Origin of the sequence: Acinetobacter sp. 12966 (assembly GCF_031196995.1) — a bacterium.
GTDB classification, from domain to species: domain Bacteria; phylum Pseudomonadota; class Gammaproteobacteria; order Pseudomonadales; family Moraxellaceae; genus Acinetobacter; species Acinetobacter geminorum.
Genome location: NZ_JAVIMC010000030.1, coordinates 84,435 through 99,346, shown reverse-complemented (window position 1 = coordinate 99,346; position 14,912 = coordinate 84,435). Strand labels below are relative to the sequence as shown.

The following is a 14,912-nucleotide window of genomic DNA, read 5'->3' as shown; positions in this document are numbered from 1 at the left end:
AATATAAATTGGAAAAAGCAAATTAAAAATCATCATCTAAATCAAAGTTGTCTTCATCATCCAACATTTGATCTTCTGCTTTTTCAATATCGTTAAGAACGCGCTGAAAGAAACGTAATTTACGTACAGTATCTCGAGCTTCGCCCCAATCTTCATCTGAGTAGTCAATTTTAAATTCGCGAACTAAGCCCTCAATCCACTGAAAAACTTCTTGCTTAAGAGTACTTAAATGCTCTTGTGAAGTTGCTTCATCAAGTTGCTCACGAAGCTCTAGAGCTGATTGTAGGAACTCAAAATCGCTAATGGATTGATCAAGGTGGTGATCTTGCTTTTTTAACGCTAATAGATAAGCAGCGCGGCTATCTACTTGCGAAAGTATTTTAAAAGCTTGATTGATTTCACTTGATTTGATCAATGCCTGATCTTTATCTTCTGCTTTATCTGGGTGATATTGCTGCTGCAAACTTAAGAAACTAGATTTTAAGCTCGCCAAATCGATATCGAGTTCTACGGGTAAATTGAACAACTCAAAATGATTCATTAGAAAGGAGGTCCACATTAATTAAATACATTAAAACAGTGCTATAAAAAGTCACTGTTTTAATGAAAAGGATGGAAGGAGAGAGGGAGTTATACAGTGAAAGACTCACCGCAACCACATTCACCTTTTTTGTTGGGATTGTTAAATTCGAACCCTTCGTTAAGGCCATTCTTTACGTAATCCATTTCTAAGCCTTCTAAATAGACAAGACTTTTTGGATCTACAAAAACCTTAACGCCAAATTGTTCGAAAACTTGGTCATGTTCATCGACAGAATCAACAAATTCGAGAACATAAGCCAACCCAGAACAACCAGAAGTTTTCACACCCACGCGAATGCCTTCACCCTTACCTCGATTTTTAAGGTAATTGTTAATATGAGTCGCAGCATTTTCAGTTAAATGAATCATGAAAACTCCAACGTTTACAATGGTAACAAATTAAGCTTTAGATTTTTTACTGCGGTAATCATCAATCGCAGCTTTAATTGCATCTTCAGCTAGTACAGAGCAGTGAACTTTTACTGGAGGAAGAGCAAGCTCAGTTGCGATATCAATATTTTTGATCGCTTGAGCTTCATCAAGAGTCTTACCTTTTAACCATTCAGTTACAAGTGAGCTTGATGCAATTGCAGAACCACAACCATAAGTTTTGAAGCGTGCTTCTTCAATCACACCACTATCATTTACCTGAATTTGCAAACGCATCACGTCGCCACATGCAGGTGCACCCACCATGCCTGTACCAACATTTTCAGAGTTTTTATCTAAAACACCAACATTACGTGGGTTTTCGTAATGATCAATTACCTTTTCGCTATAAGCCATTTCGCTTCTCCAAACCTCGGGGTCAGCCTAATATTAATATGAGGGTTAAAACACTAATTTCAATAATTAGTGTTCTGCCCATTCAACTGTAGAAAGATCGATACCTTCTTTGTACATATCCCAAAGCGGAGAAAGTTCACGTAATTTCTCAACAGCGGCTTTGGTAATTGTAAGCACGTGGTCAATGTCTTCTTCAGTTGTGTATTTACCAAAACTAAAGCGGATTGAGCTGTGTGCTAGCTCATCAGATAAACCTAATGCGCGAAGAACATATGAAGGCTCTAAAGTTGCAGAAGTACAAGCAGAACCACTTGATACTGCAGCATCTTTAAGCGACATCATTAAAGATTCACCTTCAACAAAGTTGAAGCTAACATTTAAATAGTTTGCAACGTTTTGAGTTGGGTGACCATTTAAGAACACTTGTTCAAGGTCTTGTAAACCGTTCCAAAGTTTGTCACGAAGTTTACGGAGACGCTCTTGTTCTGCATGCATTGTTTTGCCTGCAATCTCAAAAGCTTCACCCATACCAACGATTTGGTGAGTAGCCAAAGTACCAGAACGCATACCACGTTCATGACCACCACCATGGATTTGTGCTTTTAGGCGAACACGTGGGCTACGACGTACATATAATGCGCCGATACCTTTTGGACCATAAATTTTATGAGCAGAGAAACTCATAAGGTCAATTTTCATCGTAGATAAGTCGATATCAACTTTACCAGCTGCTTGCGCTGCATCTACGTGGAAAAATGTTTTGTTGGCACGTGTTAATTCACCAATCGCCGCTACATCTGTAACTGTACCAATTTCATTGTTTACCATCATAAGAGAAACAAGAATAGTATCTGGGCGAAGGGAAGCCTTAACCATTTCAGGAGTAATTAAACCTGTTTGTGGTTCTGGCTCTAAATAAGTAATTTCAAAACCTTGTTCTTCTAATTCACGACAAGGATCCAGAACAGCTTTGTGTTCAATTTTACTTGTAATAATATGTTTGCCTTTAGATGCATAGAATTGAGCTACACCTTTAAGGGCAAGGTTATCTGATTCAGTTGCACCAGAAGTCCAAACGATTTCACGTGGATCAGCTTTAATTAAATTTGCTACTTGCTCACGTGCATATTCAACTTTTTCTTCTGCCTGCCAGCCATAAGCGTGTGAACGAGACGCAGCATTACCAAAGGTACCGTCGAAAGTTAAACACTCCATCATACGTTCTGCAACTTGCGGATCTACTGGAGTGGTTGCTGCGTAATCAAGATAAATTGGACGTTTCATATCAAATACCTGTACCCGATAAAAGAGCTGAATCTGTGCCAGTTACATTTTGGCGTAATGCAACAGTTTGAACGTTGTCTCGGCTAATGAGGTCGGCAAGAGAGATTTTTGCTAAATAGTCGGCAATATGATGAGAGAGTTCTTGCCATAAATCATGAGTGAGACACATTGCACCATTTTGGCAATTACCTTTATGGTCACAACGTGTTGCATCAACCGTTTCATTTACAGCTTCAATAATTTCTAACACAGTAATTTCATCAGCATTTCGAGCCAAATGGTAACCACCATTTGCACCACGAACACTAGAAACTAACCCATGACGCTTAAGTTTTGCGAATAACTGTTCTAAATAAGCAACTGAAATGGATTGGCGTGCGGCAATTTCGGCGAGCGTGATCGTTTGTTCAGTTGGCTGCAAAGCTAAATCAAGTAGAGCAGTCACTGCGTAGCGACCGCGAGTTGTAAGGCGCATGATTCGATACACATGTTAAGACTAGATAATAGGATTTTATGAATCCCGACTAAAATAGTCAAGTTTTTTTATTTTTAATTCAAGTGTAGGAACAAAATAGAAAAATAAATTAGGCAACCCACAAATTATATATGAAATAAACAATAAATATTAGGCTAATTATACCAAAGGAGAAGTTAATATTTCGTTGACGTCGTTGTAAGCGATTAATTCGATTTTGATATTGTTTAATTTCCACGTGAAGGGAGTTGATCTCTGATCTTTGTTGATCAATTTTCTCAAGTAATGGGGCGATTCGTTTACGTGAAGCAAGGGTTTCAGCTTCATCATCTGGGGTGTTAAACCACTGCTTCCAGTCAACTAGCAATTTTGGAAGAGTCACATGAGAAATTAAATCTAAAAGTTCCTTTTTCGTTTCCTCATCACCATCAATACGCATATTTTTTAGACTGCGTTGATTAGAAAATCCGAAAATTTTAATTAGATCAATAAGCGTACTATTGATCTCAAGATCAATACGTCTATCAAAAGAGTGAATATCGAATAACAAACCTTTTTCTGTAAATTGAACATAGAAATCAAAGAAAGGTAAATAGCTATTAATACGAATCGTTGTTTTGTTCAAAATAAACTTTTTCGCTTGCAAGCGAAGGGCACCATCGTGGGTGAGAATAAATGAAAAAAAAGTTTCTAAGATAATTAGAACAATATTTAGCAACAGACGCGGATGTTTTTGTCTTTGTTGCGTTTCACTCATAAAAGTTTATCCTTAGAAATAGCAATTAACTGAAGAATGGGACATCCTATCCCAAACTTAACACAATGTCGTGTTAAATATATTTACATGACTTATTTGCTTTGTAGAACAGTTTTGTAAATGGATCAAGTCTTTACTTTGATATTATAGAAATATTTTGTGGTCAAATCAGTCATCATTTCTCTCATCTGATTAGGAGTTTAGATTAATGGATAATGCAAATATAGATACCCAGATAGAAGAGTCGGAAGAAAAAAATAAATTAAAATCAAAAAGTTCAAGAAAATCAGCTTTGGATTTTAGGAAGTATACTAAGCAAATTTGGTTAGCTGGATTAGGCGCTTTTTCTCGTGCGGAAGAAGAAGGAAATAAGCTGTTTGATTCCTTAGTTAAAGTAGGTGAGGAGCTAGAATCAAAAACTGGAGACTTAGCAGACAATACTGTCGGTAAGGTCACAGAAAAGGCAAAAGAGTCTGTATCTGAAACAAAAGACAGAGTAGAAAAGATTCTTGATACGAGTGTTAATCACTCTTTAAATCGTATTGGATTGGTGACACCGAAGGATTTACAACATATCGAACAGTTGCTTGTACAACTGCATATTAAGGTGGATGCTTTAATAGAAGAAAATCAACAGTTGAAAGCAAAATTGAATAAAAAGTAAAAAAATGTTGGGATTTAGCAAATATATAACAGTTTTTTAGCATTTATTTTTGCTAAAAGCCCTGCTCTAGTATTGCGTTTTCCCCTAAAGCATTGCTATAAAGGCGTCATGGCCTTTTAAACTATAGCCTTGGACCTTAAACAAACGATATTAAGAGGATGTTTTATTCATGAATAAATCAGAATTAATCGATGCAATTGCTGAAAAAGGGGGAGTATCTAAGACTGATGCAGGCAAGGCACTCGATGCGACAATTGCGTCAATTACTGAAGCACTTAAAAAAGGTGACACAGTAACTTTAGTTGGTTTTGGTACTTTCAGTGTTAAAGAACGTGCTGCACGTACTGGTCGTAACCCAAAAACTGGTGAAGAGCTTCAAATTAAAGCAACAAAAGTACCTAGCTTTAAAGCTGGTAAAGGTCTTAAAGATTCAGTAGCTTAATCTTTTAAGATGAATAAACGCGCCAGAATAGGCGCGTTTTTTATTAAATATCTGAATTGACCAATATTGCTCATTCATTGATTGTGGTTTTTCAGTTAAAATTCTCCTCGAAATAAAATATTGGAATACTTATGGAATCGTTTCGTACAGTCATTAAGGGTTGGCTCGGCAAAGTCCTTCTAATTTTGTTTTTGACCCCTTTAGCACTTGTAGGTATTGAAGGATATTTTAATAGGGGAAACAAGGCTGATGTTGCTAAGACAGTAAATGGCCAAGAAATATCTAAAAAAGACCTTGAAACTTTAACTCAGTCTTACAAAGAACAATATTTAGCTGCTGTTAAAGGGGATGAGAGTTTACTCAATTTGCCTGTTATTCAGGCTAAGGCACTCGATATTTTAGTGTCACGTAATTTATTGATACAGCAAGCTGAAAAATTAGGTATCTCTCTGAGTGATGCTCAAATTGAGCAAATGTTAGCTCAACAGCCTAGTTTGCAAGAGAATGGTCAATTTTCACAAAAACTTTATGAAAACTACTTACGTTCGATTGGCATGACGAGTCAGGGGTTGATATCAAGCCTACGTCAAGATCATGCTTTGAAAATGTTAACATCAACATTTACTGACTACTCATTAGTAAGCAAAGTTGATCTCATGCAAATTGCGAATTTGCAAACTGAACAACGTACATTACATTTAGCTAGCATTAAATTAGATGCTTACAAAACAGGTTTAACTGCTTCTAATCAAGAAGCTACAGATTATTATAACAAGCATCAAGGTGAGTTTAAGCAACAGGCTTCGGTTGATGTTGATTATGTTGTATTGTCTCCTTCAATGATAGCGAAACCAGCCCCTGCAACTGAGGCTGAACTTCAGCAAGCATATGCTAAGTTTGTTGAAACTCAGAAAAAAGATGCTAAGCGAACTGTGAAGCATATTTTAATTACTACTGATGCTCGTGATGATGCAGCGGCTCAAAAACTGGCAAAAGAAGTTTATGCGAAAATTCAGGGTGGTCTTTTATTTGCACAAGCTGCGGCACAGTTCTCTGAAGATCCTAGTTCAAAAGCAAAAGGCGGTTTAGTTGAAGCATATGCACCAGGTGTTTTCTCGGATGCATTTGATAAAACTGTTTTAAGTTTGAAAAATGGACAAGTTTCACAGCCAGTAAAAACACAATATGGTTATCATATTATTGAAGCAGAAACTCAAGCTAACCAAATCCCTTCATTTGAAGCTGAGAAGGCTCGTTTAACTGCTGAGGTTGAGAAGAATAAAGTTGCGACCGTTTATTCAGATACCGTAAATAGTTTGAATGAAACGATTGTTGGCAATGATTCTTTAGAAGCTGTTGTCCAAGAAGTAAAAGGTACAAAAGTTGAATCATTAAATGGTGTAACTTTAGCTACTCAAAATCCATATTTAAGTGATCCAAGCGTCAAAATTAAATTATTTAATGATGATGTGAAGAATGGTGACCGTAATACTTCCTCTAATATTCAGTTAGCGAATGGTGATACGGTATGGGTTAAAGTACGTGATTACCACGCAGCTGGTGTAAAACCATTAGCGCAAGCGATGAATGAAGCAAAAGCAAAAGTTATCGATGAAAAAGCGCGTAAGGCTGCTCAAGCAAAAATTGCTACTATGTTGACTGAGTTTAAAACTCAACCTGCAGACCAGGTGGTTGCTAAAAACAAAGTCGCATTTGAGTCAGCTGGTGTGTTTACTCGATCACAAGGTTTAAAACGCGAAATTGAACGTGCTGCATTTAGTTTGGCTACACCTAAGCCAGGTATGTGGTCTGTTACAACAGCAAACTTACCAAATGAGCTTGTAGTAGTTGCAGTTTCAAATGTAAATTCATCAGCTGTAAATGCCATTCCTGCCGATCAGTTACAACAGTTAAAACAACTTTATCGCCAATCACGTGGTCAACAAATATTGGAAGATTACAGCCAATATTTAAAATCACATGCAAAAATTAAATAATAATTTGATCAAATAAAAAAAGCGCTTCGGCGCTTTTTTTATTTTCTATTAATCGAGATGATGTTCGATATATTGCTGTCGATATTGTTTAGGTGATAAATCAAAAATTCTTTTAAAGGCCTGACTAAAAGCAGTCTCGGATGAATAGCCGACTTTGTTTGATATTTGCTGAATTGAAAAATTACTTGTGCGTAGATATTGGCTAGCTAAGCGGAAACGGTAATGTTGCAAATAAGTGAGAGGTGGTTCCCCAATAATACTATTAAATAGATTTGCAAATTTTGAACGGGACATACAGCATTGTTCTGCTAAAGACTCAACTGTCCAAGCAACTTCTGGTTGGCTGTGAATAGCAGATAGGGCATTACTCAATTCAGGGTGGGTTAATGCACTTAGCCAGTTTTGTTGATCTGTCATTTGTTGAACATGATCACGAATGCATTCAATGAGAAGAATACTGACTAAATGATCAATAATTTTGTCATGTCCCGGCCTGATTTTTTGAGTTTCAATCGCTAAAAAATAAAGCCCAATTTGTAGCCATTCGGGTGGGTTGGTTTGATTTTCATGTTGAATATGCATGATAGAAGGCAATGCATTAATCAAAGGGCCTGCCATATGAGTATCAATCTGACAGCGCAAACAGAGCAATAAGGTTGTATCTTGAGAGGAGGTGCCAAACTCAATAGCGTCTTGTCTATGACCATTAAAAAACGAAGTAATATCTATTGAATCTACTAGTTTATTCGCTGTTGATTTTGAGTCAGTGGCACTATGTGCTTTTCCAGAAGGTATTAAAATAATATCTCCTGCTGTCGCAATTATTTTTTCTGAAGCATTAAGTTGAATATATACTGAACCAGTTAAAACAATATAGGCAAGTAAAGCAGATTGATCTTGTGTTTTAAAAGCCCATTCTCCTTGAGCTTTTAAATAGATGTATTCAGACTTATTGAGGTGAATATCATCAAAAAACTTACTTAGTGCATCCATGTTTATATGATCAATCATTATTTTATTAAAATTATAGTGAGCTATAAGAATAGATCAACATGTGTTTTTAGGACAAAAAAGTGGAAGAAAATGCCAAAGACTTTGAAATAGGTTTTTTGGACGGTTACTACTGTTAAGTAATTAGTATTTCTTTAACTATATAGATATATAGAAAAAGGAAATATGACTATGAATGCACCAGTAAATGTTCAGCAAGAACTTATGCCAGTGCTAGCGTCTATGCGTGAGATAGATCGTAAGCGCTATTTATGGATGATTAGTCCAGCTCTACCTGTAATTGGTTTAGGTATTTTAGCTGGTTACCATTTTGGTCCACGCCCATTAAAAAAAGTTTTCGCTTTAGGTGGTCCACTATTATTACATGTGGTGATTCCAGCAATTGATACGATTATTGGGAAGGATGCACGTAATCCAACTGATGAAGAAATTAAACTCCTTGAAAAAGATCCGTATTACTCACGTCTTGTGAAGAGTTTTATTCCACTGCAATATGCTGCAAATGTTTATGCATGTTATTTAACAAGCCGCAAAAGCACGTCATTTATTGATAAAATTTTGCTCGGTGTTTCGATGGGGGCGATTAATGGTATTGCGATTAATACAGCCCATGAATTAAGCCACAAACATGATCGTATTGATCATATTTTATCTCATCTTGCTTTGGTTCCTACTGGTTATAACCATTTCCGTATCGAACATCCTTATGGACACCATAAACGTGCAGCAACTCCTGAAGATCCTGCTTCTTCACGTATGGGCGAAACATTTTATGAGTTCTGGCCACGTACAGTTGTAGGGTCTTTTAAATCTGCAATTGAAATCGAGAAAAATCGTTTAAAACGTAAAGGAAAAGAGTTCTGGTCAGCAGATAATGAATTATTACAGGGCTGGGGAATGAGCGCTGCTTTCCATGCTTCTATGGTGGGAATTTTTGGTAAAAGCACAATTCCATATTTAGCGACACAAGCATTTTATGGCATTAGTCTTTTTGAAATTATTAACTACATTGAACATTATGGTTTACTACGTCAGAAAAAAGAAAATGGTCAATATGAACGTACAATGCCAGAGCATAGCTGGAATAATAACAACGTTGTAACAAACTTATTCTTGTACCAATTGCAACGTCACTCAGATCATCATGCTTATCCGACTCGTCCATTCCAAGCATTGCGTCATTTTGATGAGGCGCCAGAATTACCAAGTGGTTATGCAAGTATGTTACTGCCTGCGTTAATTCCTTCGTTGTGGTTCAAAATGATGGATAAACGAGTTTTTGATCACTATAAAGGTGATTTGAACAAAGCGAATATTTCATCAAAACGACGTGCAAAAATTTTTAAGAAATTTGGTGTGGTTGATAAATCATTAGAATCAACATCTACTGAATAAATAGAAAGTTTATTTCTTAAAAGTAAAAGCCCTTTAGTATTTTGACTAGAGGGCTTTTTAAATTTTGACTTATATAGAAAATAAAGGGAGCTTTGAAACTCCCTTTAGCTATTATTTTAACTCACTCGATGATTTGCCAAGCTCACGACGTGCAATAATCAATTGTTGAATCTGCTGAGTACCTTCAAAAATATCAAGGATTTTTGAATCACGTGCCCATTTTTCAAGTAACTCATCTTCGTTATAGCCAACACTTGCTGCTAACTCGACACATTTTAAAGTGATCTCGTTACCAACACGACCTGCTTTTGCTTTTGCAATAGAAGCTTCTTTAGAGTTTGGCTTTTTGTTATCAGCCATCCATGTTGCTTTTAACATGAGTAGGCGAGCAGCTTCCCATTCAGCTTCCATGCGATAGATTTGTGCTGCAAGGTTAGAAGCATGCAGATAGGGGGTAGAATAGTCAGGGTCAAGCTGATCTTTAAAGATCTCTTTAATACGTTCTAGTGAAGCTTTAGCGCAACCGATTGCCATTGCTGCGACCAAAGGACGAGTATTGTCAAAAGTTTCCATTACTCCAGCAAAACCTTTAGCAACATCTACTTCAGCATTGCCCAAAAGGTTCTCTGCAGGTACACGGCAGTCAATAAAACTAATCACAGCCGTATCTGATGCTTTAATTCCTAATTTATGTTCAAGGCGCTCAACCTTCATTCCAGGCGTACCTTTGGGTACGACAAATGATTTAATAGCTGCTCGCCCAAGTTTACGATCAAGCGTGGCCCAAACAACAACAGAATCAGCACGTTCACCAGAGGTCACAAAAATCTTTTCACCATTTAGAATGTAGTCATTACCATCTTTGGTTGCAGTGGTGCGGATCGCGGCAGAGTCAGAGCCGCATCCTGGTTCAGTAATTGCCATTGCTGCCCATGTTCCGTTGAACCGCTCTAATTGCTCATCATTTGCAACAGCAGCAATAGCTGAGTTTCCAAGACCCTGACGAGGCATACTCAGTAATAAGCCTGTATCGCCATAACACATCTCAATAATTCCAAGAGCGGTCGACATGTTGGTTCCGTTACGAATACCTTCATTGTCGGTATCACCGCGCTTTCCAGCTCCTGCAGCTCCAGCATTAATACCTTCGCCACCTTCATTCATGCCATCAATGAGAGAGGCAAGCATATCAAGTTCTTTTGGATATGCATGCTCAGCTTTATCATATTTACGAGAAATAGGGCGTAAAACATTGATCGCAACATCATGTGCTTGATCAATCATCATTTTGAATTTTTTAGGATTTTGTAAATTCATTAAAGTATCCTCTGATTGATCATTTAAGCATGTAAGCCAGATTGTAAAATTGCAGTAGCCCGTAAATCGCGGTACCAACGTTCAACTGGATGCTCTTTTGTGAAGCCATGTCCACCAAGAATTTGTACACCATCTGTACCAATTTTCATGGATTTTTCAGCACAAAGTATCTGTGCTAAGTAAGCTTCGCGGTGAAATGGTTTGCCTGACTCAGCAAGGCTTGCGGCATTTAAAACCAACATACGCATTGCATCAATTTCAATAGCCATATCTGCAATCATGAAAGCGACACTTTGTCGATGAGAAATAGGTTCACCGAACGCAGTTCGTTCATTGGCATATTTAATACAGTAAGCTTTTACAGCTTCACATGTACCTACAGCCATTGCACACCACATTAAGTTGCCTAAATCTACAAAGGCTGTGTAATCAAAGTCTGTTGCACCTAATCGTAGAGCAGGTGTGTGATTAAAGTGAAGTGTTGCTGTTTCTGTGGCTTTAAGCCCCATGGCTGAAGTGTTTTTAATAGAAATAGTTTCGTTGCTCTGCACGACAAATACATCTGGCTTACCATTAAAGTCTGCACTTACTAAAAATACATCAGCTAAATCACCTAAAATCACTAATGTTTTTTCACCATCAATAAAAAATTGATTATTTTCAAGTGATGCTTTGGTTTTTAAAGTGTAAGGATTAAATGCTGGAGTTGCTTCTTGTACAGCAAAGGTTGCTGTAATGTCGGAGTCTTCCGCAAAACATGCTAGATACATCGACTGAACTTCGGCAGACCCCCAACGTGTGATTGCATTGATAACGCTAAACGTACTGAGTAATCCTGCTGTAAGGCTAAAATCACCTTCAGCTAGTTTCTCAGCAATTAATAAGTTACTAACAATATTTTGTTCGGTTGCGACACCACCTAATGCCTCTGGAAGTGCATAGTAGTTAAGTCCTAAATCTTCAACATATTGCCAAAGACTTTCAGGAAATTGAGCTTCCTGATCAGCATCATGAGCCAACCCTAATAAAACTTCTTTAGCAAATTGAGACATTGCCTCAGCAGTCATTTGTTGTTCTTCAGTTAGACTTAAATCAAATAAATTTTTTTGTTGGCGAGGTAAACGTTGTTGTGAAATTTGCTTGGGCTTAAATGCTTTTTGAGTCTGCGTTAATGCTCTAAAGCCAGCTTTTGAACCTTGATAAAGAGATTTTTCAACAAATTTACGCAACTTGAGTTGATCAAGTACATCGCTTCCAGCCAATCTTGTAATCAGCGATAAACCCAAACCCTGAGCTTTATTGATCATACTTGTCATGATTATGGTGTCCTAACACATTGTTATTGTTTTATGCTGACACGCCTTATATTAAAAAACTATGTCGTTACTGACATTAGAAAAATGAGTAGATAAATGGTAAATACAAAATAATAAAAATATAAGTTTTTGATTTTATTTATTTAAAGTAATTTCAATATTGGGCGAGTCGAGAAGGATTGACTAGAATGACATGGAATCATTCTAGTCATTCATTAAATCAAGCAAAGTTACGAATCATACGTCGCACATTGGTTTTTGCATCAATAACCGTCATAAATGTGTAGGCTCCAATGAATTTACGGCTAATAAACATAAATTCTTTTGGCGGGACTGAAAAATAACGTGAAGCCATTGATTTACTGGCTTGTTGCATAACACGGCTATGGAGCTGGCTTTTCTTCCAGTCATAACGTTCGTGTTCATCCATAAGACCAGCAGGCATATCTGGGTTATTTCCAGGAGTACTGAATGCTTCCGTCGCAAGTAAAAAGACATCAGCCATACCTGGTTTAATACTTTCAGGCATTGCATCAAAGAACTCGTAACCAGTCATGGCCTTTACCATCGCATCTTTATTATGTTGATAACCTGCCTGAATGAGTTGACGGGCAACTGATAGCAAGTGTTCATCAAACTGGCGAATAGCACCAAAATCTAATAATACAATTTTGTCCTGAATATCTTGGCCATTACCTAAACGCACAAGGTAATTACCAAAGTTAGGGTCAGTCTGCATTTCGCCCCATTCAAAAATTTCACGAACCGCAATCTCTAATGATGCTTCACCGAGTTGATTACGACGTTCTTGAGGTAATGACAACATCACAGGGCTATTAATTGGCACACCACGTTCAAAAGTCATGCAGAGTACTTGATTTGTGCAATATTCATCTACAATTGTAGGAACAATATAGCGCTCATCATCTTTTAAGCGTTCACCAAAGCGACGAGTAGTGGCAGCTTCTACATCATAGTCAACTTCGCGATGCATCATTTCACGTACTTCATCAAACCACTGATCAAATTCACGAGTTTGTGGAACCATACGCGTCAGTTTAAGCATGTTTTTAAACAAGCTCATATCGGAGTCAATAGCATTTGCAACGCCCGGATATTGAATCTTTAAAACTAACTCTAAACCATCTGATTTACGCGTTGCACGGTGTACTTGTGCGAGAGAGGCCGTACCAATTGGCTCATGATCAATTGTTAAATCATTTAATTTAGCGCCCAATTGCTCTTGAAGGTGCGGCTTAATTGCAGGCCAATCTAAAGCAACTGTCTGGTTATTTAAGGTGTTTAATGCTTGTGTAATTTCTTCAGGTAAAAAATGTTCACCATAAAGGGCCATCATTTGGCCAATCTTAACAATAGAACCCTTAAGTTTACCTATTTCAGAAACCAGATAATTAGCTTGCTCGCTCATCGCTTTTTTGCGTTTCTTTTCTTTTTCTTCCTCATTAGAAAATAAAGAAGAGGCACTTGCAGTTGCCCAACGTGTTCCTGCAAGTAAAGAAGCTTTCGCGATTGATAAGCGTCGATCCATGGAAGAAGTTTTTAAACTCTTAAGCTTATCTTTCTGATTTGACATGAAAATAGAATCCTATGCGCATCATGCAGCCAAACGCTGGTGATCTAAAATTGTAACGAATATTACATGTTTTGAGCGTATTAAAATAGTTCTCTCAGACTGAATGATCAGTCGAAATGGCTATCTTTATTTCATTAACTTTAAAATAGCCTAAGCAATTTTAAAATTTAAGAAACTTACAGCGTTCAGGTGAGTAAAACTAGGGTAAAAAACGGATCTTTCACAAAAACTTAAATTACATTTTAAATTGGATCTTTAATTCAGACTTCTGCATTAAGTGAAGGCGATTGGACTGAATATGCTGTAATAACATTTGTTTGACTGAATCATGCATAAAACCAAGTGCATGAGCTTTTACAATAATAATGCTGGGTAAGGTATAGAAAAAATACTTAACATCCTCGAGTGTTGCGTTATTAAAGATGCCTTGTTCAATTAACGTCTGCTGTAAAAACTGCTTTTCATTTAAGACATAATCTGAAGATTCATCCCAAAAACGGTGACGCATAGCCATCAGATTGTTGTGTTTATAACTCATAAAATTGTCAGCTCAGACTTAAATTTAAATAAAATATATGGAGTCGAGCCATGAATATCAAGTTGAGATTATTTTTTATTCAGTTGCTGTTTGATTTTTTATGTAATTCTTGTAAATAGCCTAAGCAAATTTAAAAATTTTTCTAAAAAAACTATAATCCAAATAATTTCATCTATAACACTACTTATTATGACTCCTGCATGTAGACTGTTAAAAAGTAATAAAATCGAATTTTCTATTCATGAATATGAACATGATTCAAATGCCAAAAGTTTTGGATTAGAGGCAGCTGAAAAACTAAATTTAGATGTAAGGGAAGTATTCAAAACCTTAATGGTGAGTGATGATAAGAATTTTTTTGTTGCAGTATTGCCAGTTAATCACCAATTAAATTTAAAAAAAGTGGCTACGGCGTTTGGCTGTAAAAAATTGCAAATGGCCAATCCAAAAGACGCAGAACGTTTAACAGGGTATTTGGTTGGAGGGATTAGTCCGTTAGGTCAAAAGAAGCGCTTAAAAACCGTTATTGATGCATCTGCACAAGAGTTCAGCAAAATCTATGTGAGTGGAGGGAAACGGGGACTAGATATTGGCTTAAACCCTAAAGATCTAGCTCAACTCTTAAATGCTCAATTTGTTGATGTACTAGATTAGTAAAATAAATCTCTTTCTTATGTCATTAAATTAACTAATTTTAAGATAGGTAGTATTAAATCAAATTTTTTAATAAAAACAATTCTCATTATTATTTATA

At 36.8% G+C, this 14,912-nt stretch carries 16 protein-coding genes; 5 read left to right on the top strand and 11 right to left on the bottom strand.

Going from position 1 to position 14,912, the window contains the following annotated elements; translation table 11 throughout:
• Positions 1-22: 22 nt before the first annotated feature.
• The 6 genes from hscB to RFW85_RS06135 form a co-directional block, all read right to left on the bottom strand.
• Positions 23-541: a Fe-S protein assembly co-chaperone HscB gene (gene hscB / locus RFW85_RS06160; RefSeq protein WP_170248505.1), complete on the bottom strand. Its 519-nt coding sequence runs from the start codon at positions 539-541 to the stop codon at positions 23-25.
• 89 nt (positions 542-630) lie between these two features.
• Entirely contained in the window at positions 631-951 is a 321-nt protein-coding gene (gene iscA / locus RFW85_RS06155) for an iron-sulfur cluster assembly protein IscA (RefSeq protein WP_017386859.1), read from the bottom strand.
• Between the two features lie 30 nt (positions 952-981).
• The gene (iscU, locus tag RFW85_RS06150; protein ID WP_002117907.1) at positions 982-1,368 is read right to left on the bottom strand and encodes a Fe-S cluster assembly scaffold IscU; all 387 of its coding nucleotides are present in this window, start codon (positions 1,366-1,368) and stop codon (positions 982-984) included.
• Between the two features lie 66 nt (positions 1,369-1,434).
• Positions 1,435-2,652, bottom strand: a complete 1,218-nt coding sequence (locus RFW85_RS06145) for an IscS subfamily cysteine desulfurase (RefSeq protein WP_170248506.1) — start codon at positions 2,650-2,652, stop codon at positions 1,435-1,437.
• A 1-nt stretch (position 2,653) separates the two neighbouring features.
• Positions 2,654-3,127, bottom strand: a complete 474-nt coding sequence (locus tag RFW85_RS06140; protein ID WP_002117915.1) for an Rrf2 family transcriptional regulator — start codon at positions 3,125-3,127, stop codon at positions 2,654-2,656.
• Between the two features lie 109 nt (positions 3,128-3,236).
• Complete coding sequence (locus RFW85_RS06135) at positions 3,237-3,884, bottom strand: hypothetical protein (RefSeq protein WP_170248507.1); 648 nt, start codon at positions 3,882-3,884, stop codon at positions 3,237-3,239.
• Positions 3,885-4,092: 208 nt separating this feature from the next.
• Here RFW85_RS06135 and RFW85_RS06130 point away from each other — a divergent pair, with 208 nt between their 5' ends.
• The 3 genes from RFW85_RS06130 (at position 4,093) to RFW85_RS06120 (ending at position 6,987) form a co-directional block, all read left to right on the top strand.
• Positions 4,093-4,548, top strand: a complete 456-nt coding sequence (locus tag RFW85_RS06130) for a phasin family protein (protein WP_086264586.1) — start codon at positions 4,093-4,095, stop codon at positions 4,546-4,548.
• Positions 4,549-4,717: 169 nt separating this feature from the next.
• Positions 4,718-4,990 (top strand): HU family DNA-binding protein, encoded by a 273-nt coding sequence (locus RFW85_RS06125; protein WP_001043034.1) that lies wholly within the window; start codon positions 4,718-4,720, stop codon positions 4,988-4,990.
• A gap of 131 nt (positions 4,991-5,121) precedes the next feature.
• Positions 5,122-6,987 (top strand): SurA N-terminal domain-containing protein, encoded by a 1,866-nt coding sequence (locus tag RFW85_RS06120; protein ID WP_309171248.1) that lies wholly within the window; start codon positions 5,122-5,124, stop codon positions 6,985-6,987.
• 48 nt (positions 6,988-7,035) lie between these two features.
• Here RFW85_RS06120 and RFW85_RS06115 read toward each other — a convergent pair whose 3' ends face one another.
• Positions 7,036-7,998, bottom strand: a complete 963-nt coding sequence (locus tag RFW85_RS06115; RefSeq protein ID WP_126645214.1) for an AraC family transcriptional regulator — start codon at positions 7,996-7,998, stop codon at positions 7,036-7,038.
• A 171-nt stretch (positions 7,999-8,169) separates the two neighbouring features.
• On the opposite strand from RFW85_RS06115, the gene RFW85_RS06110 reads away from it, so the two are divergent.
• A complete protein-coding gene (locus RFW85_RS06110) occupies positions 8,170-9,393 on the top strand; it encodes an alkane 1-monooxygenase (protein ID WP_170248508.1) in 1,224 nt (407 codons plus the stop codon).
• Between the two features lie 111 nt (positions 9,394-9,504).
• On the opposite strand, the gene RFW85_RS06105 is transcribed toward RFW85_RS06110, so the two are convergent.
• The 4 genes from RFW85_RS06105 to RFW85_RS06090 all read right to left on the bottom strand — a co-directional run bounded on the left by RFW85_RS06105 (position 9,505) and on the right by RFW85_RS06090 (position 14,158).
• A complete protein-coding gene (locus RFW85_RS06105) occupies positions 9,505-10,710 on the bottom strand; it encodes an acyl-CoA dehydrogenase family protein (RefSeq protein ID WP_033849928.1) in 1,206 nt (401 codons plus the stop codon).
• A 23-nt stretch (positions 10,711-10,733) separates the two neighbouring features.
• Complete coding sequence (locus RFW85_RS06100; RefSeq protein ID WP_170248607.1) at positions 10,734-12,017, bottom strand: acyl-CoA dehydrogenase family protein; 1,284 nt, start codon at positions 12,015-12,017, stop codon at positions 10,734-10,736.
• A 229-nt stretch (positions 12,018-12,246) separates the two neighbouring features.
• Positions 12,247-13,620: an AarF/ABC1/UbiB kinase family protein gene (locus RFW85_RS06095; RefSeq protein WP_170248509.1), complete on the bottom strand. Its 1,374-nt coding sequence runs from the start codon at positions 13,618-13,620 to the stop codon at positions 12,247-12,249.
• 235 nt (positions 13,621-13,855) lie between these two features.
• Positions 13,856-14,158, bottom strand: a complete 303-nt coding sequence (locus tag RFW85_RS06090) for a hypothetical protein (protein ID WP_005076193.1) — start codon at positions 14,156-14,158, stop codon at positions 13,856-13,858.
• Between the two features lie 189 nt (positions 14,159-14,347).
• On the opposite strand from RFW85_RS06090, the gene ybaK reads away from it, so the two are divergent.
• Positions 14,348-14,812, top strand: coding sequence for a Cys-tRNA(Pro) deacylase (ybaK, locus tag RFW85_RS06085; RefSeq protein WP_046812631.1), 465 nt, complete (start codon positions 14,348-14,350; stop codon positions 14,810-14,812).
• The last annotated feature ends 100 nt before the right edge of the window (positions 14,813-14,912 follow it).